The sequence below is a fragment of the Paenibacillus sp. AGC31 genome (genome assembly GCF_057334655.1).
Window position 1 is genome coordinate 90725 of sequence record NZ_JBHFJH010000025.1, and the last position, 19959, is coordinate 110683.

Genomic DNA, 19959 nt, shown 5'->3' on the forward strand with positions numbered 1-19959 from the left:
ATGATTGCGTTGATGACAATGCGGGAATATTTCATACCTTCAAATTTTTTCATGGAGAAGACCTCCCTTCCTTGGAGTCTACCTGTTTCTTCAAGCCTGATGAGTTTTAGCAGGTTGTACAGCCTTTTTGTCCCGATTCACCATCATGTATTGGATAAAAAGGAATATGCCAACGTTCATGACCACATCACCGATACTGATCACCTGAGTCCGTGGATAAGGGCTGGAGAGTGGGATGATATCACCGAGAAAAGGCAGATTTGTAGATGCATCCATCATAAAATGCTTCGATACGGCGCCGCCTTCCCTGAGCATGTCTACATAATAGGGACCCAGTACAGCGGAGGCTTCCACAGAAACAGGCATGCGCCCACCATTTACAGCCATAACGGCAAAATTGAGAAATACCCCAATCCAGATGAGCATGAACCCGGTATGGTGTCTGTTGAGCCACAGGAAAGCGAGCCCTGTAATGTAAACGGCAGCAAAGAGATATCCATTAATGGATGCCACCCATTCGAATCGTTCCTGGAGATAGAAAATAAAGAACTGGATTAGTAACAATACAGGGAAAATCCAGCCGCTTCGCAGTTTGAGTGTTGCAAACTGGTTGAGCCCATGCCGCAACCCGCCCCGAAAAAATCCAACGATTAAGCCTAGTAGAATACCGTCATATACCATGGAGTAACTCCTGTTCGTGCGGAGATATGCAATATGATTGCGTGTTTGTGTACATATAGGATTCGACCTTATATTGGTAATTCCTGCATGAGGAAAATGATTTTGTAGAAGAAATTTGCAAAATGCTGAACAAAAAACCGCCTTTACGAATCTAGGGGTCGAAACCCCTGTAAAATTCGGTAAAGGACGGCTGCTTATGGTGCCAAAATACGAGCTTTAATTCGGTTGGAGACGGAATTTATTTTATTCGGATCCACCGTTCAGATAGTTGAAGAAAGGCTGGTCCACCCAGAAGTCATACGTTGTAATGTCCGCATCAGGTGCCAACTTCAGGAAACCTTCACGAATGGATTTGGCATTCTCTTTCAGAGAGAAGGACTGAGCATAGTAATTGCCAAGCGCGATCTTATTATTGGAAATGACAGGATAGTTCGCCAATGCAGTTGGTGAATAATACAGCGGTTGCCACCAGGAACTGAGAATCAATGGAGATGTACTGTCACTGTTCTTTTTGGCATATTTCAGCACAATGTCGTTGAAGCGGACTTTGTCTGCCACATTGTTGAACTCGAACTGAATATCATATTCCTTCGCAGAAGCAATATAGTTGCCGTTCTCGATCTGTGTCACTTTATAATCAGGTGTTTCCTTCGGCTCGCCCCATTCCTTCAAATAAATGAAGGCAGATGTCTTCGGCTGGAATTGTACATCAGCATCAATACCTTCGCTACGCAACAAACCAACCAACTGTACAGCATGTTGAATATTATCGTGGCCATAGGTAAGTGTCAGTTCATCGATAAAGTTGGAATCAAAGCGGCTATCCTTCAGATTATAACCTGTTACGAGATCATCTCGCAGGGCCTGATCCACAATCTTTCTCAGCTCAGGTGACTCGATCAGATCCGCTGTGCGATATGCAGCGTATAGTTTGGAATAGATGTCCGCATCGCCGGAACGCCCAATCTCATGTTTGTATTTCCCTTGACTGACCAGTACGCGTCCAAGCAAAGTATTAGCGAAATCTTTACTTGCTACGCCACCTTTAAGGAGAGCGGGGTATAGGCTTTCGGGAATCAGGCCTGTATCGATCGCCGCAGCCAGTTCCTGTGCGGCTTGTCCCTGAACACGGTTCGGGCTAATGCCAACTTTGGCAAGCGCTTTGGCTGTTTTCTCTGCAGGATATGTATAAGCCAGTTCCTTGAATCCGGCTGCTTTCACCGCGATGAAGACCGCTGCATAAGTGCTCAGATGATCCTTGGCACGTACTTCTGTACCGGTAAGAACCCCATTATTGTATAAGGATACGGCAGCATCATATGAAGAATCACCAGAAGACAGATCGGTAAAGACTGGAGCTTTGGCTTCAATGTCACTTGCTTGAGTTGCTTCCGTGATGGCTGCAATGGCTTGAATGAAATCACCTTTGGTAATCTGTTGCGGCAATTGAATGTTGTATTTCGCTTGCAAGAATTGAGCAAAATCCGCTGCGCTTTCCGTATAAGCGCCTGGCGCCTGAGCTACCGGTCCTTTGACACTTTGTGATGTGGTTGGTTTAGCCGGAGTTGCAGATGCTGCAGAAGCGGAAGCGGGCAAGCTTAGGCTGCCGAGTGTTACCGGAGCGGCGAGTAGAGCCGCCAGTGTGATCTGGGTGATTTTTTTCAAATGAATAGCCTCCTTAAAATGGGTTGGAAAATAATTAGCTTTGGGTTATAATTCTGACAATTCCTATCAGAATAGAATAATTGGATTGACTTTAGCACGGAGACGCGCTGGATGTCAACGAAAAAAAGCTTGATACAGAACGGTTTCCAAAGCTTGGTAGAAAGTGAATTGTCAATTATATTCTATTTGAGTGTATACGCTCAAAGATTTATTGACAAGGATCGACAGTATCCGCTAGGATAAGAAAAAAGAATGTTGAAAAGGGGTATTTTCAAAATGAAAAGAGGTTTATCGTTCGTCTTATCGATCATCATGTTGGCTATTTTGTTAGCAGCTTGTGGAAATTCGGCTTCCAAAGACGAACAATCCGCCCAAGGCAGTGATTCTGAGAAATCTCTTCGGATGGCCCTCGTACTTCCCGAAAAAATAGGGGTTAACCCTTTCTTTGTACAGATGGATGAAGGCTTCAAAAAAGCAGGTGAAGAATTCAAAGTAGACACCAAGACGATTGAATCGACAGACCCGGCAGCATTTGAACAAAATCTGCGTGCAGCGGTTGCCGAGAATTATGATCTGATTATTACAGCAACTTTCCAGGCAGAAGATGCATTGAAGAAAGTCGCTGCAGAAAATCCGGACAAGTCCTTTGCAATTGTAGATACAACCGTTGATCTTCCTAACGTTCGTAGCGTTGGTTTCCGTGAATATGAAGGGGCGTACCTGCTCGGTGCAGCTGCTGGATTGTCCACCAAAACAGACAAACTCGGCATGATCGCAGCAATGGATGTACCATTGATCAAGAAATATACGGAAGGTTTCAAAGCTGGATTGGAATCCGTGAATCCGGATGCAGAATTCCTCGTGAACTATGTAGGTGGATTTAATGACCCGGCCAAAGCCAAAGAATTGGCGCTGGTGCAATTCGGCAAAGGCGCTGACTTCATCGCTGGCGCATCCGCTGTAGGTGATCTCGGCGTGTTCGAAGCAGCCAAGGAAAAAGGATTCTACACATCAGGTCAGGATACGGACCGTACAGTTGAAGACCCGGAACATATCGTATTGTCTCAATTGAAGTCAACCGATACGGTTGCTTATGAGACCGTGAAAGATTTTGTAGAAGGCAACTTCAAAGCAGGTGCAGTAAACTACGGTTTGAAAGAAGACGGTGTAGGCCTGACTTACGTTACACGTGATAGCGAATCTCCATTGAATGCTTTCGTCGGACAAGAAGTGATCGACAAGGTTAAAGCAATCAAGGATGATATCGTATCCGGCAAAATTGTAGTCAAAGATCCATTGCAACAATAGTTTTGAATGTTCTTTTCAATGAATGAGTGATGGAAATGATCAGCCGGCTGCCCGATCAGGCAGCCGGTTTTGCTGCTATTAAATGACCAGTATATGTTCAACTTATCGTTTACACGATAACGAAGAGGACAGAAATAACCTGAAGAAGCGAAGTGTTCGCATTTATCCCCGGATTTTCCCGTGTCAAAAGGGAATCAAAAAATCTGGGGATAACGGCGATCGGAAGGTTGTTCTGTCATCGTAGTGGCGTGTGTAACCTTTTTAAGTTGAATTGAGGGGAGCGAACGCGAGATATGCTGTTGGAGATGGAGCAGATTACGAAGAAGTACGGTGGCTTCACCGCTAACCGTGACATCCGTTTTAATTTGCGTGAGGGAGAGATTCATGCCCTGGTAGGTGAGAATGGGGCCGGTAAAACAACCTTGATGCGTATGCTGTACGGTATGGAACAGCCCACGTCAGGCACAATCAAAGTCCGCGGACGTGAGGTGAGCTTTGCCACGCCGTCCCAGGCGATGGCAAGTGGCATCGGCATGGTGCATCAGCATTTCATGCTGTTCCCTTCCTTTACGGTGGCGGAGAACATCGTGATCGGACGCGAACCGGCTAAGGCAGGCGCATTTGACCGCAAAAAAGCAGCGGCTCAAGTAAACGAGCTTGGCAGAAAATATGGTATGCCGGTCGACCCGTGGAAAAAAGTGTCCGAGTGCCCGCTTGGCATGCAGCAGCGTGTTGAAATTCTCAAGGTGCTGCATCAGGGCGCAGACATCATTATATTGGACGAACCTTCGGCGGTATTGACACCACTTGAAGTGAAAGAACTGCTGGCGAACATGAAATCTCTCGCCAAGCTGGGCAAAACCTTTGTACTGATCACGCACAAGCTGCAAGAAGTCATGGATGTAGCCGACCGGATCACGGTGCTTCGGGATGGTCAGGTGACAGGTACGTTGGAAGCCAAAGATACACATGTGGAAGAATTGTCCCGTCTGATGGTTGGTCGTGAACTTGTGCGTATGGACAAGCAGCCATCGGTTCCAGCGGAAGCGGTGCTTCAGGTGGAAGGGGTTAATCTGTCCGGAGCGAAGGATCGTTCGGCGCTCAAGGAGATTCATATGGAGGTTCGAAAAGGTGAGGTCGTTGGCATAGCGGGTATCTCGGGTAACGGCCAGTCGGAACTGATTCAGGTCATTGCCGGACTGCGTAAGGCGGATAGTGGTCGCGTCTTGCTCTCCGGGCAGGATACAACCAACTGGCCTGTACGGCGCATCCGGGAGCATGGACTTGCTCATATCCCGGAAGATCGTTACATGTGGGGAGCGGCCAAGGATGCGAGTGTTCGCGAGAACGGGCTAATGGGACACCATCATCGCTTGCAGTCACGCGGCATTATCAAAGCCAAAGCAGCAAGAACAATGGTAGAGAGTTGGATCCAACAGTTCAGCATCAAGACAGGTTCTGCGGAGACCAAGGCACAGTTTCTGTCCGGAGGAAACTTGCAGAAGCTGATTGCCGCTCGTGAATTTGCACAGGATACACCGTTTCTGATTGCAGCCGAACCAACACGTGGTGTGGATATCGGAGCGATGGAGACGATTCATGCCGAATTGCTGCGCAAGCGTAGCGAGGGTGCGGGTATTCTACTCATTTCATCAGAGTTGTCCGAAATTTTGCAATTATCTGATCGGATTATTGTCATGTATGAAGGTGAGATTGCGGGAGAATTGAGAGCAGAGGAAGCGACTGAGGAACAGATCAGCTTGTTAATGGCAGGAGGGAAAGAGCGGATATGAATCGGGTAAAAGAAACACTTCGCGGACTCGTGCAGCCGCTGCTTGCCGTATTCATCGGTCTGATTGCAGGGGCTGTGGCGATTCTGATCGTTGGCGGTAATGTGGTGGATACGTATGCGGAGATGTGGAAAGGGGCCTTCGGCAACTTCTACTTCTTCACGAATACGTTGGCTCGTTCCACACCAATTATCTTGGCAGGGCTTGGCGTAGCATTGGCATTCCGTGCCGGATTCTTCAATATGGGAGCGGAAGGCCAGATGATTCTTGGCGGGCTTAGTGCCGCGCTCACGGCGCTCTATCTGCCAGGCCCAGGCTGGTTTGTGTGTATTGCTGCGATAATGGCAGGTATTCTTGCCGGGGGAATCTGGTCCCTGTTTGCAGGGTGGCTGGATGCGCGTTTCGGCATGAATCTGTTGATCACAACCTTACTACTTAACTATATTGCCATTTATTTCGGGGGCTACATGGTCTCCTATCCATTCAAGGACACTACAGGATCTGCTGCGATGGCTCAGACACCCATGATTGACCAGAGTATCTGGTTGCCAAAGTTGTTCCAGGGCATGGGGCTGCATGCAGGCTTCATTATTGCCATTGTAGCAGCTATTCTGATCTACTGGTTCACACATAAAACGGTGACTGGTTATGAAATCCGCATGCTCGGCAGCAACCCGTCCTTTGCAACCTACGGTGGTGTTCGACGCATTCGCATGATGATGCTGTCCATGGTCATCAGTGGCGGACTAGCTGGACTTGCAGGTGCGGGGGAAGTGCTTGGTACACAGTACCGTTTCCTTGATGGCTCGCTGTCATCGGCAAGTTACGCATGGAGCGGCATTATGGCAACGCTGCTTGCCCGCTCACATCCACTCGGTACTGCTGTGGCAGCTATTTTGCTGGCTGCGTTACAGACAGGTGCCATGGGGATGGAACGGAACACGGATGTACCGCTGGAAGTTGGCAGTGTCATCCAGGCTGTATTGACGTTATTTGTATCAGCTCAGATCGGTTATTCATTCCTGAAGCGGAGAAAGGAGAAAAAGTCCAATGCAACAACTGTTTGATGCAGCCATGTTTGGCTCAACCTTGCGGATTATGACTCCAATCCTGCTTGCAGCGCTCGGTGGGGCTTTGTGTTCTCGTGTCGGTCTGTTCAACGTCGGTCTTGAAGGACTGGTTCTGATCGGTGCGTTCTCCGCGATTGTTGGTAATTATCTGTTTGGCAATGTGCTGCTGGCTGTACTCTTTTCCATTATAATTGTGATGTTATTCTCAGCGCTCTTTGCCTTTATAAGCATTAATCTGAAGGCCAACGCCATCGTGGTCGGGATCTCGCTCAACTTCCTGGCTGCAGGGGTGACGACCTTTGCACTGCGTGCGATTTTTGATGTGAAAGGTGCATACTACGACAAAGACATGGTGGGACTTCCCAAGTGGGATATTCCATTGATTAAGGACATTCCGTGGGTGGGCGATGTAATATCGGGACATAGTCCGCTAGTCTACCTCGGCATTGTGCTCGTGATTGCATTGCAATTTTATCTGTTCAAAAGTGTATCCGGCTTCCGCCTGCGCTCCGTCGGTGAGAACCCAATTGCAGCGCAGAGCATCGGGATCAAGGTACGCGGCATCCAGTATGGTGCCGTTCTGATGTGCGGTGTGTTGTGTGCTCTGGCTGGAGCACAGTTGTCGCTCGGTCAGGTAACGATGTTTACGGAAGGCATGACTGCTGGTCGTGGCTTTATCGCGCTGGTGGCAACGATGCTGGGGCAAGCGAATCCGCTTGGTGTGATGGGCTCCAGTGTACTGTTTGGCTTCATGGAAGCATTAAGTATTCGTCTGCAAGGATTCTCCCTGCCAACCCATTTCACATTGATGCTGCCGTATATTGTAACGCTTGTCGCGATGTTCTTTTTCAAAGACCGTACCTATGCACAGGATGCACTGAAAGCGGGCGGAAGCTCGCGTTAATTCCTGAATGTCTATGTTAGAGACAGTAAAAGAAGGAGGAATTCCACTTGCATAACAAGGCTGAACGTTTGAAAAAAAGTAAAACCCCGGCACCCAAAACAGGTTACGATCACGGAGATCGGCTGCCGCCAGGACAGATGCTGACGGAGAAATTCCCGATTCTGCATGAAGGGGAAGTGCCGGAATATGACCTGTCCACTTGGGACTTGAAGGTATTCGGCGAAGTGGAAGAGGAGAAGGTGTTCTCCCTAGCTGAGTTGCAGGCGATGCCACAGGTGAACACGGTGAGTGATATTCACTGTGTTACCCGTTGGTCGAAATTTGATACGCCGTGGGAAGGTATTCGCTTTTCCGATTTTGTGAAGCTTCTTGGGGTTAAGCCGGAGGCAAAATACGTCATGATCCATGCGGATCATGATTATGAGACAAATGTACCGCTTGAAGAATTGATGCATGATGATGTATTACTTGCATTCAAATATAACGGTGAGCCACTAACACCCAAGCATGGTTTTCCACTGCGTATGGTTGTGCCACAACTTTACTTCTGGAAGAGTGCCAAGTGGATACGTGGTCTTGAGTTTATGACAGAAGATCGGAACGGATTCTGGGAAGTGAATGGTTTCCACCATTTTGCCGATCCGTTCAAGGAACAACGCTTCTCCGGTGAAGATCTGCCGATTCCGGAAGACGAGTGGACGAAGAAGGAGTTTGATTAAGATGTTAATGCCTATTTTGCAGATTCATTCGGAAGACATGCCGGCATACGCCATCGTCTGTGGTGATCCGGCACGTGCGGAGAAGATTTCCAACAAGCTGGAGCAGGCGAGAGAACTGGCGTTCAGTCGGGAGTATCGTACATTTGTTGGATTGTATGAAGGGGTACAGATCGCTGTGGTCAGCCACGGTGTAGGTTCACCAGGAGCAGCTGTGTGTTTCGAGGAATTGATTCGCGCGGGTGTAACAACTCTGATTCGTGTAGGTACAGCTGGGTCGTATACAGCCGATTATCCGGCAGGCAGTGTGATAGTGAGTACAGCAGCCGTTCGTACGGACGGGTTGACTCGCCAACTGGTGCCGGAAGGTTTTCCAGCGGTAGCGGACATTGGGGTGACACAAGCGTTGATCGAAGCTGCTGGTGAGCAAGAAAGCGCGGATGCTGCAAGCTTTGCAGGTAAAGTGGGCGTAGGTATCACCGTAACGCTGGATGCGTTCTTTGCAGGCGTGGAAGAGATTCCACACCGCAAGTATAAGCAGGCTGGAGCACTTGCAGCTGAGATGGAAATTGCAGCGCTCTATATTGTCAGCACCTTGCGTGGCGCGCGTGCTGGAGCCATTGTCGCGATCGATGGATTCGCGGACAGCGACCTGGCTGCCGAGTATGATCCACATACGGATGCGGTTGGACAAGCGGTGGAGCGTGAGATTAATGCAGCGCTACGCGCACTTGCCACGCTTGCTCGCCAGGATCAGGCATAGGTTGGTTAAGGCAAGTATGCATTTTTGCTCAGTGTTACAAGCAAACCGGTAGATGATGTCCATTTGAGGTGGACAATATAAAAAGGGCGTCCCGTAAGGTCACGAATTTGACCCAGGGGGCGTCTTTTCCTTTTTAAGAGGGGGATGCAGGTACAGTAGCGAATTGTATTTGCATGGCATGTCATTAAATTAGGAGAGTGATTAAATATGGGCTGGAGTGAATTACGTGAAATTCCTAATGAATACAGCGATGAGGTACAGCGGATTGATGAGCAACTTTTGAAACTGGTTGCAGCCAGAAAGGACATAACCGGAGCAGTCCAATACCAACCCCCTCAAAATACCATCGATGAATGGGTGAGCTTACTGGATATGAAGGAGGAAGATATCCGATATGTTCTCCGTAGCGTGCAACCGATGCCGCAAAGACACTACTTTCCAAGTGAACCTCTTCAATTGACGAGTGTGGTGCCGATTATGAAGAAAATGATCAAAGATTCGTGTGAGTATATGATCACGCATTCAATGCAATATGAAGGCGAAAGCCTCGTTTATGTGGAGATTCAATATAAGGGGAATGAAGCTGAGCGTATACAAATGGTTCCACATTTGGCTCTGGAAATATTCAGCGAACAGAGACATATCACCATGAGACATGGCAGTCGTGGAGGAGGTGGGGAGACGCAAATTAGTTTCCGAGTGGTTCCTGCTCTTCCTTCTTCTCTGGAAAACGTTCGATTCTCCTTGATTCCCTCAATACCAGAGATGGAATACAAAGTAGAGGAAATCATTTTGGATAAACAGGTTGATTTCGATTAACGGGTAACAGGATATATCATGAAAAATGACGTATGGATAATGCGCATGTACTAAGGGCGCAAAACCTATACGTCATTATGTTTATCTGGGTAAATAACACCTTGTTCTTTCTCAAATTCTTCAATATGTTGTTCAATAAGATACTCAATTTGCATTGCAATAGATCGTTTGTTTTTGTCCGCAATCACTTTAATTTTCTCAAAATTCTTTTCTCGCAGCCTAAGTGTAAAGACTCTTTTATCTGTAGCCATGAAATAAAATCTCCTCAAAAAGTAATGTTCATATTGTATCATTACAAAATAATTCAATATACAATCATATTGACATCTAAGTGATGTCACTCTAATATTTATATTCATAGTGACGTCACTTTTTTGGAGGGGAACATGGAGGACTTCGAAGAAATATTTAACCAGTTCAAAGCTCTTCGTATGGAGAGTATCGGAAATCTTGTGATTTATAATTCAAAAGAATATAAAAGATTGAGTCAAGAAAGTGATCGTTTGTTTATGGAGCTGTGTGAATATGTTAAGCCAGAGGGGATGGCTTTATTTTTGGACTATTGTAATGTAATAACCCTTCTTCAGGGTACAGCAGAGTCAGTAATGTACGAGCAAGGGTTTAGAGATGGATTTAGCTTAATAAAGTTAATGTTTAATTCAAATAACACATAACTTGGGGATCGCATGTCCCTCGCGGAGAATGATAAAGCAAAAAATGGGTAAGTTATATAAAGGAACATCATATTGAAGATAAACACATAAGGGAGGATTCTACGATGACACAGAACAATCAACCTCAGGACGAGGCGGAAATTCGCAACAAGCTGGATGAAGACGGGGATTCCTTGATGGAGAAAAAGAAGATTTTGAGCGGAGTAGACATTGAACCGCAGGCGGACGAATGGGCAGCGAAGCCATCACCTGTTGCTTTTAATGAAGGAAATGCTTCTTCGAAAAAATAAACAACATGAGCATCCTACGGGCTTGATGGAATGAAGATAAATGTAGCGAAGCAGGTACCCTTATGGTATCTGCTTTTTGGTTGTATAATAATGTAAAATTCAGCAGACGAAAGAGTGATGGGGATGATTACAGGTAAGAATAACATCAGAATGGCAGAAATGAGGGACTACCCTGGCGTGTCATTGTTGATGGATGAGCTGCACCAGATGCATGTTGAGGCGCGGCCGGATCTGTATAGAGCGTTAGAGACCAGAATGGAGGAAAAGGAGTTCACCGAACTGCTGGAAACGGACAAGCGTTACCTATATGTTGCCGAGTCTTCCGAAACGGGTTTGATTCTGGGTTACGGGAGTGCTCAGTTAAGTTTAATTCAGGATAACCCATTGATGGTGGATCGCAAGATGTTGTACATCCATGAACTTGTAGTGGATAACAAACATCGGGGCCAAGGAACAGGCAAACAGTTACTAGAAGCATTCATCGAGCTAGGGAGAGAGCTTCAGGCAGACAGCGTGGAATTATCCGTGTCGACGTTTAACTCTGGGGCACAGGCTTTCTATGAACAGATGGGTCTGGTCGTCCGCAGCAGCAGGATGGAGTATACCTTGTAAGATGCATCGCTCTATTTAATTAGGAAGGATTCATCCATTTTTATCAAAATATCAGAATAGTCTTGAATACCCCCATGGGGTATGTTACTCTTAGAAAAGAACGAAAGAAAAGGGGTGTTCAGATGGAACATCAGAGCCATCCCGAGGAACCTATGCAATCCTCCATTTCAGATTCAACGGAAGCTTCGGTTACAGTTCAAGAAGCGGCATCCTGTCATGCCGAGGGCAGTGATGGGAAGCATGTGCGCAAGAGTCACCATTCGCAGGAGATGAAGAGTAACCTGGTCTCTCGTTTGAACCGTGTGGAAGGTCAGATTCGCGGGATCAAAGGATTGATCGAAAAGGATACGTACTGTGATGATGTACTGACGCAGATTGCGGCGGCTCAGTCTGCTCTTAATTCAGTGGGCAAACTTTTGCTTGAAGGCCATATGAAGAGCTGTATCGTTGAGCGTATTCAGGCTGGTGAACATGAGGTTGTGGATGAACTGCTGGTTACGATGCGGAAGTTAATGAAGTAAGGAAGTTAATGAAGTAAGCTAAATCAATTCAACTATTTAATTTATCATTTTAATATACCCCAAGGAGGAATTTACAATGTCTAATGTTACGTTGAACGTTACTGGAATGTCCTGCAATCACTGCGTGAAATCAGTTGAAGAAGCTGTGAAGAATGCCGGTGCGAGTGGTAAGGTTGATCTGGCAGCGGGAACAGTAGCGGTGGAATATGATGAGCAGAAAGTGAACGTGGATCAGATCAAAGCTGCGATTGAAGATCAGGGATACGATGTAGTCTAACGGGATCACAGGCTTAAACCGAACATGCTCATGGGCACAAAGAGGGCAAACCCCTTTTCCCACGAGTCAGGTTTAAGCCTAATTTTCTGTCTGGTATATACCCCTGAGGGGTATGTTGATAAGAGATACAATAAATTGAATCGATATGAAAGGAGCTGACATGATGGATAACTCAACGAATAAACCGATGGATGGATCATCTGAACCCACCCCAATACCACCTATGGCAGAAGCACCAGGGCTGAAGGCAACACTGCACATCACGGGGATGACCTGTGCTGCCTGTTCGACGCGAGTAGAGAAGGGATTGTCCCGCATGGAAGGTGTGCATCAGGCCAATGTGAACCTTGCCATCGAACAGGCAACCGTATCTTATGATCCGAAGACAACTAACGTGAACGCGTTGCGGGATAAAGTAGAGGCGCTTGGCTACGGTACGGTGTCCGAATCGGTTGATCTGAACATCACCGGTATGACGTGTGCTGCCTGTTCTGCCCGGATTGAAAAAGGACTTTCCCGACTACCGGGGGTATCTCAGGCGAATGTGAATCTGGCGCTGGAAACAGGGCATATCGAATATGCGGCTGGCACATTGAAACCTTCGGATATTACCGCCAAGATCAAGCAGATGGGCTATGGTGCCGAACTGCAATTGACGCAAGAAGAGACCACATCGGTTCGTGAACGTGAGCTGCAACGCAAAAAGTGGAAATGGATGATATCTGCGTTGTTATCGATTCCTTTACTGTGGGCAATGGTGGGGCATTTCTCGTTCACATCCGGAATCTATGTCCCAGATCTGTTCATGAACCCTTGGTTCCAGCTGATTCTGGCAACGCCAGTACAGTTCGTGATTGGATGGCAGTTCTATGTGGGGGCGTACAAAGCCCTACGTAACCGCAGTGCCAATATGGACGTTCTCGTCGCATTGGGTACCAGTGCAGCGTTTTTCTACAGTCTCTATCTGACGTTATCCAGTGGGTACTTACCTTCAACAACCATGGATCATGGGGCTATGGGAACGAGTACAGCCGCCATGCCTTCGGTAGAACTCTATTATGAGACAAGTGCAATTCTGATTACGTTAATTTTACTTGGAAAATGGTTCGAAGCTGTGGCGAAAGGTCGCTCTTCACAAGCTATTAAAGGTTTGATTGAACTGGCTCCACGTGAAGCTCGTGTCATCCGGGACGGACAGGAAGTGATGGTTCCTGCCGCATATGTTGCGGTGGGTGACTTGGTTCTGGTGAAGCCGGGGGACAGTATCCCGGTGGATGGTATCGTTGAAGAAGGGCAATCCTCAGTAGATGAATCCATGCTTAGTGGAGAGAGCCTTCCCGTGGATAAAAAACCGGGAGATGCTGTTACAGGTGCTACGTTGAACAAAAATGGGGTATTACGGCTGCGTGCGACCCGAGTGGGCTCGGACACGGCTTTGTCTCAAATCATCAAAGTAGTCGAGCAAGCTCAGGGTTCCAAAGCACCAATCCAGCGGATTGCAGATGTCATTTCAGGCATATTTGTACCCATTGTTGTCGGCATAGCCGCGCTGACATTCTTGATCTGGTATCTGTTTGCAAGTCCAGGTGACTTCGCTGGTTCCCTTGAAAAAGCGATTGCCGTGCTCGTCATTGCTTGTCCATGTGCACTAGGGCTGGCAACGCCGACTTCTGTCATGGCTGGATCAGGACGTGCGGCTGAATATGGCATTCTGTTCAAGGGCGGCGAACATCTGGAGTCGGCACAACAGATTCAGTCCGTGGTGCTCGACAAAACAGGTACAGTAACTCAAGGTAAACCGGTCCTTACCGATGTAATCACGGCTCCGAATTGGACGGAATCCGATCTGCTTGAGCGAGTGGGAGCGGCCGAACAGAGTTCCGAGCATCCGCTGGCAGAGGCAATTGTTGCAGGTATTCGTGCCAAGGGCCTGGAGCTAACCCCAACAGAGAAGTTTGAGAACATACCGGGATACGGCGTGCGAGCTTCAGCAAAAGGGCAGGAGATTCTGGTCGGCACACGTCGTTTGCTTGCAGATGCGAAGGTGAATGTCTCTGAGGAAACCGTTCAGCAGATGAACCGTTTGGAGGAACAAGGGCGTACAGCGATGCTGGTAGCGGTGGATGGTCAGTGGGCAGGGATCGTGGCTGTGGCTGATACCATCAAGGATACCTCTCGCGAAGCCATTGGGCGTCTTCAGGCGATGGGGATTGATGTCATCATGATCACGGGAGACAATGAGCGAACAGCTCGCGCTGTAGCAGAACAGGCAGGGATCGGTAAAGTGCTGGCTGAGGTGCTGCCGGAAGGTAAAGCTGCGGAAGTGAAGAAACTTCAGGAGAGTGGCCTGAAAGTTGCGATGGTAGGTGACGGCATTAATGATGCTCCGGCACTTGCTACTGCTGATATTGGGATGGCCATCGGAACAGGAACAGATGTAGCGATGGAAGCGGCGGATATTACGTTGATGCGTGGTGATCTGAACAGCATTGCAGATGCCATTGAGATGAGCCGGCGCACGATGGGGAACATCAAACAAAACCTGTTCTGGGCACTCGGATACAACGTTATTGGTATTCCCATTGCGGCAGTTGGCTTCTTGGCTCCATGGCTGGCAGGGGCGGCGATGGCGTTCAGCTCCGTGTCGGTTGTCCTGAATTCCCTACGTCTGCAACGCATGAAGCTGAAGAGAAATGACTGACTGACCTTTGTTTGGAGATATATTCAACGCCTTATTGTCAATGAAGTGAGGATGAATAAATGCGCGGTCCGCTGTGACGGACCGTGTTTTTTGTTGAGAAAAATACAGTTGAGTCGCCAGAAAGTAAGCCTGAATCGTTGATATAGATGTTCTTTTCTACGGAGAAAGGATAGCATAATGCACCTTTGTGAAAATGGATCGATTGTATTCATGAATAAAGCTTACGTTTTCTGAATTTTTCAAAAATGAGTTGACAATATGGACATATTCACATAAAATTTAAACGATCGTTTGATTCAAACAACTGTTTAAATCAAATTAGAACTATTTGAGTAATGGAGGACACCTTTTATGTTACAGGCTTTACGTACATTGTTTAAAAAACCGCCAGTGATTGTAGGGATCGTAACAGCACTTATGTTCCAAGTGATCTTTAGCGTGATCTGGATGACCGCATATTCTGGAGTAAATGACCGTGCGAAAGAATTGACGGTTGCGATTGTTAATGAGGACGGCGAAATGTCCAAAGGAATTGCGGATTCGCTCGCAGGAACACTGCCTTTTCATACCGTATCCAATCTGAGTGCGGCTGAAGCGTTGGATCAGCTGAATCATCACCAAGTACACATGGTGCTGGATATCCCGGCTGGATTTAACGAATTGCTTCAGACGGCTGGCTCAACCGCCGAGATTAAATACACCATTAATGAAGCGAACCCGGTTACGATCAAAAGCATGATGCAAGGTGTATCACAAAGTGTGACAAACACAATTAACAAACAAGCTACAGCACAAGGGGTACAGACGGTGTTGACCGCTTCAGGTGCGCCTGCCGATCAGGCTGCTGAAGCCGCGACAAACCTGACTACCCGAGTGGAAGGAACGACAACGTCCATCAACCCGGTTAACGGGATGAATAATCAGATGGTGCCGATGATGATGGTACTGGCTTCCTATGTAGGTGCCATGATCATGGGGATGAACCTCCAGACAGCCATGGGTATGCTGTCATCTACCTATTCCCGATTGACTTTGTTTGGCGCGAGAGTAGTCATTAACGTGGGTTCTGCATTGGTCGTTTCCCTGCTGGGATCATCATTGATCGTGGCACTGGGAGGACAGATTGCACAAGGATTCGTTGCATTCTGGTTGTTCCAGGCGCTCTTCCTGTGCACGTTCATGTTCTTCTCCCAGTTCTTCCTGATCTGCTTCGGACCAGCGGGAAGTCTGTTCAACATCATCTCACTGTCCTTGCAACTGGTATCCTCCGGTGCTATGGTACCGCGTGAATTGCTGAACAGCTTCTATAGCGGCATTGGGCAGTACCTGCCTGCAACATACGCCGTTCAGGGTATTCTGAGCGTGCAGTTGGGAGGCCCAGGAGTTCAGTCTGCTGTAGGTTCCATCGTGATTGTACTGTTGGTTGCCGTTGCGTTGTCATTGGTCGTGACGTTGTTGAAAAAACAACGCATGCCAGCTATGGCTCCAAGCCCGGCTCAGGCAAACAACTAATACAGCAGATGTATACCATTGCTTCATAGATAGGACAAGCACCCCGATGATTTTCATCGGGGTGCTTGGTGTAATATAATAGACAGATACAGTACCTGACTACAGCCCTTGAGCTGAAGCGGATGAAATGAACGGATAAGAGGGAGCGGGACGGAATGACTGAACCGGAATTGGATATCAAAACGAGGATATTGCTTGCAGCCAAGAAGCTTTTTGCACAGCAGGGGTATGACGGGACGAGTGTTCGTCAAATCTGTGATGAGGCGGGTGCGAACGTGTCACTGGTCTCATACCATTTTGGCGGCAAAGAAAAGGTGTTCGAAGCCTTATTTGAGCATTTTTTCCCTGGGCATATGATGAACTCGCTGGCGGAAGAATCCATGTCCTCGCCTGTGGAAGGCATCCGACGAATTATTGGTGAAGTTGTGAAGTTCACGATGACGGATCGGGAGATGAGCGATATTGTGCAGCTTGAAATTACACTTCGTACACATCGCACAGCTACCGTATTTCGTTTTCTGGACCCCGTCTGGACTCGAGTTAAGGAACTTCTGCAAGAAGGAAAAGACCAGGGATTGTTTCAGATTGAGTCCGTAACTTATGCGATGCTTCAGGTAATGGGTGTGGCCTTGGCACACAAACGGGCCAAGAATTCACGGTTTGGCTTTGAATATCAGGATATGAATACAGACGAACTCGCTGAGCAGACAATTGAGTTCGTACTTCGAGGATTGGGAGTGAACAGCCATGAATGAAACCATTGAGTTAATGATGAAACACCGCTCTGTACGCAAATTCAAGCCTGACCCGGTGAGTGATGAGCAGCTTGCAGCCATCGTAGCAGCGGGTCAGATGGCTTCTTCTTCAAGTAGTGTACAAGCCTATACCGTCATTGCTGTGACTGACATAGAGCAGAAATCCAAGCTGGCTGAATTGGCAGGCAATCAGGCCTACGTCAATGAATGTCCGGTGTTTCTCGTATGGTGTGCTGATCTGTATCGGCTGAGTGATGCTGCGAAACGTCATCTTCCTGAAAAGGAATCGTATGCTGATTCAACAGAGAATTTCATGGTAGCCACGATTGATGCTGCTCTGGCTTCCCAGAATGCCGCTCTTGCAGCGGAGTCACTAGGATTCGGAATCGTATATATTGGGGGGCTTCGTACCCGGATTGAGGAAGTAGCTGAGTTGCTGGATTTGCCGGAAGGAGTATATCCGGTGTATGGCATGTGCATTGGTGTTGCAGATCAGGAAACGGGAATTCGGCCGCGTCTGCCGCTGGATGCAATCCTGCATCATAATCGTTATAATGCCGAGCAGAGCATCAAAGGTGTTGAGCAGTATGATGAGACAACGACGGCGTACATGAAAGAACGGACTAACGGTGAACGAACGACTCCATGGTCCGAACTGATGGCGAAGCGCCTGACTGAGCCGACACGGTTGCAAGTGAGACCGTTCCTGGAAGGCAAAGGATTCTTGAAGCGTTAAGTTGAACTGAAGGTAGTTACACTTGCCACTCCGATGACAGAACAACCTTCCGATCGCTGTTATCCCCAGATTTTTTGATCCAATTTTTGTGAAGGTGAAAATCTAGTGATAGCGTATGCTTCCGAAGTAGCTTTCTTTCAGAAAGCTTTTAGACGACCGCTCTGCTTCCTCAGGTTATTTCTGTCCTCTACGTTCCTGTGTAAAAATTTAGTTCAACTGATATATAATAGTAGACTAGAAGTCAGTCGGGGCGAAGCCGACTGGCTTCTTTGTGTTGTGCTGGCAGGACAAGCGATAGTACTTGCTGTTACCTGATTGTACTCAAGTTAAGCCATAGAAACGCTTTGTGTTCTGATAAAAGAGCCGGGCGGCCCGCTCGGTTCCCATGCCGGTGATCTCACTCCATGCCTGGATGACCTGTCTGGTCATGGCAGGGTGTGTCATTCGTCCCTGAAATGGTCCTTCGAAGGGCCAAGGTCCGTCGGTCTCGGCCATGACTTGTTCCGATGGATATTGCCGGGCGAGTTCACGAATCTCTTCTTCGTAATGAATATCTGGCGTGAAAGAGATGAAATAGCCATTATCAGCCATACGCCTTATGGTTTCGCGAGAACCCTTGAACCAGTGGAAATGGGCGCGTCGGAACTGATTTTGCTCCAGCAAATCACAGACGATATCCGCATCTTCGTATACCGCATGAAGGACAAGTGGTTTGTTGTGCTTTTTGGCGAGCTGGATGAAACGTTCAAGCAACTCGATATACCCGCTCTGATCGAAGCGCTGCCCTGCCTGCTCCGCTTCCTGACGGTTGTAATAGGGGAGGCCGACTTCTCCTATGGCTGTAGCTTGTCCAATATGCTTCTCGATCCATTGGAAGAACAGGTCCATTTCTACAACGGACGGCAGTTCCTGTTCTGGATGGAAACCGAAGGCTGGATAGATGTTACGTGGATGTTGTTTTGCAAGCTCCAGATTGGCCTGGGAAGAAGCGAGATTCATGGACACGGCGATGACTGCCTCGACTTGTTGAGACGGGAAAGATAGCAGCATCTCGCGTTGTTCGTCAGGGGTATACTGATCGAAGTGAATATGAGCATCAATTAATGGTGCAAAAGCTTGAGAATGCACGAGGGAATTCCTCCTTGTGGTCATTTATATTCTAACTATGTTACGCAGAATTTCTTGTAGTGGATCACCCATTAAAGGAAAATAATAACTTAAAAACCCGCGCTATTATGATAGGCGGGCTTTCTGCTGTTCTTCTCGCATCCACTGTGCAATCTGCCGTTTACGCTCCAGAAAAGCGGATTCCTCCGTAATTTCTTCTCGTCTTGGGCGATCAAAAGGAACATGTACCTCGTGCAACACCGTTGCAGGTCGGTTGGATAATACATAGACCCGATCCGCTAGCAGCAATGCTTCTTCGATATTATGGGTGATGAACAGCACCGAGCGGCGGTTCTGTTCCCAGATATCGAGCAGCCAGCGCTGCATGTCGCTGCGTGTCAGTGCATCCAGCGCGCTGAAAGGTTCGTCCAGCAGCATGAGTTCCTGCGGACTGAGCAGGGCGCGCAAAAATGCCGCACGCTGCTGCATTCCGCCCGACAGCATATGAGGATAGGCTTGCTCGAACCCGGCAAGACCCACGCTGCTTAACCACTTACGAGCTTCTGCAAGTGCTTCGTTCCGAGGGGGAGCGCTTGAAGCTACTTCTCCAGCAAGCAGTACATTATCTTCAATGGTACGCCAAGGGAAAAGGGCGGGCTGTTGGGGCATATAACTTATCTTGCCACGCTGTCCCGTTACATTCTGACCGTTCATAAGCACTTGGCCTTCCTGTGGCTTCAGCAGACCGCCGATGATATGGAACAGAGTGCTTTTGCCACAGCCAGAAGGTCCAACGATAGCAACAAACTCGCCTTGCTCCACAGTCAGGGACAGGCCGTTCAGAACCGGTAGCTTGCTGCGCCGTTCACGGAATGATGCATGAACATTAACAACGTCCAGTGCAGGTGGAACCGGAGCAGGAGTCGTGTTGGCAGGTCGATCAGGCGTAGCCGAGTTAAACTTTTCACCGTGCGTTGGCTCTATTACACTTGCTCCTCGTCCAGGCTGGACTTGTTCATCCTGTTGTCGATTCATATGGTCATCACTTCCTATATACA

21 protein-coding genes are annotated in these 19959 nt (G+C 47.9%); 16 read left to right on the forward strand and 5 right to left on the reverse strand.

Annotation, left to right across the window (positions count from 1 at the left end; genetic code table 11):
- Positions 1 to 90 precede the first annotated feature (90 nt).
- Complete coding sequence (locus ACE04G_RS10630; protein WP_221823878.1) at positions 91 to 681, reverse strand: DUF5317 domain-containing protein; 591 nt, start codon at positions 679 to 681, stop codon at positions 91 to 93.
- A gap of 243 nt (positions 682 to 924) precedes the next feature.
- The gene (locus ACE04G_RS10635) at positions 925 to 2346 is read right to left on the reverse strand and encodes a hypothetical protein (RefSeq protein WP_221823880.1); all 1422 of its coding nucleotides are present in this window, start codon (positions 2344 to 2346) and stop codon (positions 925 to 927) included.
- A 276-nt stretch (positions 2347 to 2622) separates the two neighbouring features.
- Between ACE04G_RS10635 and ACE04G_RS10640 the strand changes: the two genes are divergently transcribed.
- The 7 genes from ACE04G_RS10640 (at position 2623) to ACE04G_RS10670 (ending at position 9716) form a co-directional block, all read left to right on the forward strand.
- Entirely contained in the window at positions 2623 to 3654 is a 1032-nt protein-coding gene (locus ACE04G_RS10640) for a BMP family lipoprotein (protein ID WP_221823881.1), read from the forward strand.
- A gap of 293 nt (positions 3655 to 3947) precedes the next feature.
- Positions 3948 to 5447: an ABC transporter ATP-binding protein gene (locus tag ACE04G_RS10645; protein WP_221823883.1), complete on the forward strand. Its 1500-nt coding sequence runs from the start codon at positions 3948 to 3950 to the stop codon at positions 5445 to 5447.
- Complete coding sequence (locus tag ACE04G_RS10650; protein WP_221823884.1) at positions 5444 to 6511, forward strand: ABC transporter permease; 1068 nt, start codon at positions 5444 to 5446, stop codon at positions 6509 to 6511. The genes ACE04G_RS10645 and ACE04G_RS10650 overlap by 4 nt, the downstream gene beginning before the upstream one ends.
- Positions 6495 to 7418, forward strand: a complete 924-nt coding sequence (locus tag ACE04G_RS10655) for an ABC transporter permease (RefSeq protein WP_017691011.1) — start codon at positions 6495 to 6497, stop codon at positions 7416 to 7418. The genes ACE04G_RS10650 and ACE04G_RS10655 overlap by 17 nt, the downstream gene beginning before the upstream one ends.
- A gap of 47 nt (positions 7419 to 7465) precedes the next feature.
- The gene (locus ACE04G_RS10660) at positions 7466 to 8137 is read left to right on the forward strand and encodes a sulfite oxidase-like oxidoreductase (RefSeq protein WP_221823885.1); all 672 of its coding nucleotides are present in this window, start codon (positions 7466 to 7468) and stop codon (positions 8135 to 8137) included.
- Position 8138: 1 nt separating this feature from the next.
- Entirely contained in the window at positions 8139 to 8897 is a 759-nt protein-coding gene (locus tag ACE04G_RS10665; protein WP_221823886.1) for a nucleoside phosphorylase, read from the forward strand.
- 207 nt (positions 8898 to 9104) lie between these two features.
- Positions 9105 to 9716, forward strand: coding sequence for a hypothetical protein (locus tag ACE04G_RS10670; protein WP_221823887.1), 612 nt, complete (start codon positions 9105 to 9107; stop codon positions 9714 to 9716).
- Between the two features lie 65 nt (positions 9717 to 9781).
- Here the strand turns inward: ACE04G_RS10670 and ACE04G_RS10675 are convergent, their stop codons facing one another.
- A complete protein-coding gene (locus ACE04G_RS10675) occupies positions 9782 to 9967 on the reverse strand; it encodes a hypothetical protein (RefSeq protein ID WP_076319539.1) in 186 nt (61 codons plus the stop codon).
- 135 nt (positions 9968 to 10102) lie between these two features.
- Between ACE04G_RS10675 and ACE04G_RS10680 the strand changes: the two genes are divergently transcribed.
- From ACE04G_RS10680 to nfsA, 9 genes are all read left to right on the forward strand, one after another.
- Positions 10103 to 10390 carry a hypothetical protein gene (locus ACE04G_RS10680; RefSeq protein ID WP_101314873.1) on the forward strand — a complete coding sequence of 96 codons (288 nt, stop codon included), beginning with the start codon at positions 10103 to 10105 and terminating at the stop codon, positions 10388 to 10390.
- Positions 10391 to 10494: 104 nt separating this feature from the next.
- Positions 10495 to 10680 carry a hypothetical protein gene (locus ACE04G_RS10685; RefSeq protein WP_017691007.1) on the forward strand — a complete coding sequence of 62 codons (186 nt, stop codon included), beginning with the start codon at positions 10495 to 10497 and terminating at the stop codon, positions 10678 to 10680.
- A gap of 123 nt (positions 10681 to 10803) precedes the next feature.
- Positions 10804 to 11292: a GNAT family N-acetyltransferase gene (locus tag ACE04G_RS10690; RefSeq protein ID WP_486094422.1), complete on the forward strand. Its 489-nt coding sequence runs from the start codon at positions 10804 to 10806 to the stop codon at positions 11290 to 11292.
- 122 nt (positions 11293 to 11414) lie between these two features.
- Entirely contained in the window at positions 11415 to 11813 is a 399-nt protein-coding gene (locus tag ACE04G_RS10695) for a metal-sensitive transcriptional regulator (protein WP_313771497.1), read from the forward strand.
- A 76-nt stretch (positions 11814 to 11889) separates the two neighbouring features.
- On the forward strand, positions 11890 to 12090 hold the full coding sequence (locus ACE04G_RS10700) for a copper ion binding protein (protein WP_221823889.1): 201 nt from the start codon (positions 11890 to 11892) through the stop codon (positions 12088 to 12090).
- A 223-nt stretch (positions 12091 to 12313) separates the two neighbouring features.
- On the forward strand, positions 12314 to 14791 hold the full coding sequence (locus ACE04G_RS10705) for a heavy metal translocating P-type ATPase (protein ID WP_449004351.1): 2478 nt from the start codon (positions 12314 to 12316) through the stop codon (positions 14789 to 14791).
- A 351-nt stretch (positions 14792 to 15142) separates the two neighbouring features.
- Complete coding sequence (locus ACE04G_RS10710; RefSeq protein WP_221823891.1) at positions 15143 to 16303, forward strand: YhgE/Pip domain-containing protein; 1161 nt, start codon at positions 15143 to 15145, stop codon at positions 16301 to 16303.
- A 155-nt stretch (positions 16304 to 16458) separates the two neighbouring features.
- Positions 16459 to 17058 (forward strand): TetR family transcriptional regulator, encoded by a 600-nt coding sequence (locus ACE04G_RS10715; protein WP_076216037.1) that lies wholly within the window; start codon positions 16459 to 16461, stop codon positions 17056 to 17058.
- Positions 17051 to 17794: an oxygen-insensitive NADPH nitroreductase gene (gene nfsA / locus ACE04G_RS10720; protein ID WP_221823893.1), complete on the forward strand. Its 744-nt coding sequence runs from the start codon at positions 17051 to 17053 to the stop codon at positions 17792 to 17794. Before ACE04G_RS10715 ends, nfsA begins: the two co-directional genes overlap by 8 nt.
- A 321-nt stretch (positions 17795 to 18115) precedes the next feature.
- On the opposite strand, the gene ACE04G_RS10725 is transcribed toward nfsA, so the two are convergent.
- Both ACE04G_RS10725 and ACE04G_RS10730 read right to left on the reverse strand, forming a co-directional pair.
- Positions 18116 to 18946 (reverse strand): TatD family hydrolase, encoded by an 831-nt coding sequence (locus ACE04G_RS10725; protein WP_221823895.1) that lies wholly within the window; start codon positions 18944 to 18946, stop codon positions 18116 to 18118.
- An 81-nt stretch (positions 18947 to 19027) separates the two neighbouring features.
- Entirely contained in the window at positions 19028 to 19936 is a 909-nt protein-coding gene (locus ACE04G_RS10730) for an ABC transporter ATP-binding protein (protein ID WP_221823897.1), read from the reverse strand.
- Between the last annotated feature and the right edge of the window lie 23 nt (positions 19937 to 19959).

Bases quoted from the DNA above. Each gene is read 5' to 3' on its own strand.
- ACE04G_RS10630 (WP_221823878.1), bottom strand. From the start codon at position 681: ATGGTATATGACGGTATTCTACTAGGCTTAATCGTTGGATTTTTTCGG.
- ACE04G_RS10640 (WP_221823881.1), top strand. From the start codon at position 2,623: ATGAAAAGAGGTTTATCGTTCGTCTTATCGATCATCATGTTGGCTATT.
- ACE04G_RS10645 (WP_221823883.1), top strand. From the start codon at position 3,948: ATGCTGTTGGAGATGGAGCAGATTACGAAGAAGTACGGTGGCTTCACC.
- ACE04G_RS10650 (WP_221823884.1), top strand. From the start codon at position 5,444: ATGAATCGGGTAAAAGAAACACTTCGCGGACTCGTGCAGCCGCTGCTT.
- ACE04G_RS10655 (WP_017691011.1), top strand. From the start codon at position 6,495: ATGCAACAACTGTTTGATGCAGCCATGTTTGGCTCAACCTTGCGGATT.
- ACE04G_RS10665 (WP_221823886.1), top strand. From the start codon at position 8,139: ATGTTAATGCCTATTTTGCAGATTCATTCGGAAGACATGCCGGCATAC.
- ACE04G_RS10670 (WP_221823887.1), top strand. From the start codon at position 9,105: ATGGGCTGGAGTGAATTACGTGAAATTCCTAATGAATACAGCGATGAG.
- ACE04G_RS10675 (WP_076319539.1), bottom strand. From the start codon at position 9,967: ATGGCTACAGATAAAAGAGTCTTTACACTTAGGCTGCGAGAAAAGAAT.
- ACE04G_RS10680 (WP_101314873.1), top strand. From the start codon at position 10,103: ATGGAGGACTTCGAAGAAATATTTAACCAGTTCAAAGCTCTTCGTATG.
- ACE04G_RS10685 (WP_017691007.1), top strand. From the start codon at position 10,495: ATGACACAGAACAATCAACCTCAGGACGAGGCGGAAATTCGCAACAAG.
- ACE04G_RS10690 (WP_486094422.1), top strand. From the start codon at position 10,804: ATGATTACAGGTAAGAATAACATCAGAATGGCAGAAATGAGGGACTAC.
- ACE04G_RS10695 (WP_313771497.1), top strand. From the start codon at position 11,415: ATGGAACATCAGAGCCATCCCGAGGAACCTATGCAATCCTCCATTTCA.
- ACE04G_RS10700 (WP_221823889.1), top strand. From the start codon at position 11,890: ATGTCTAATGTTACGTTGAACGTTACTGGAATGTCCTGCAATCACTGC.
- ACE04G_RS10705 (WP_449004351.1), top strand. From the start codon at position 12,314: ATGGCAGAAGCACCAGGGCTGAAGGCAACACTGCACATCACGGGGATG.
- ACE04G_RS10710 (WP_221823891.1), top strand. From the start codon at position 15,143: ATGTTACAGGCTTTACGTACATTGTTTAAAAAACCGCCAGTGATTGTA.
- ACE04G_RS10715 (WP_076216037.1), top strand. From the start codon at position 16,459: ATGACTGAACCGGAATTGGATATCAAAACGAGGATATTGCTTGCAGCC.
- nfsA (WP_221823893.1), top strand. From the start codon at position 17,051: ATGAATGAAACCATTGAGTTAATGATGAAACACCGCTCTGTACGCAAA.
- ACE04G_RS10725 (WP_221823895.1), bottom strand. From the start codon at position 18,946: ATGACCACAAGGAGGAATTCCCTCGTGCATTCTCAAGCTTTTGCACCA.
- ACE04G_RS10730 (WP_221823897.1), bottom strand. From the start codon at position 19,936: ATGAATCGACAACAGGATGAACAAGTCCAGCCTGGACGAGGAGCAAGT.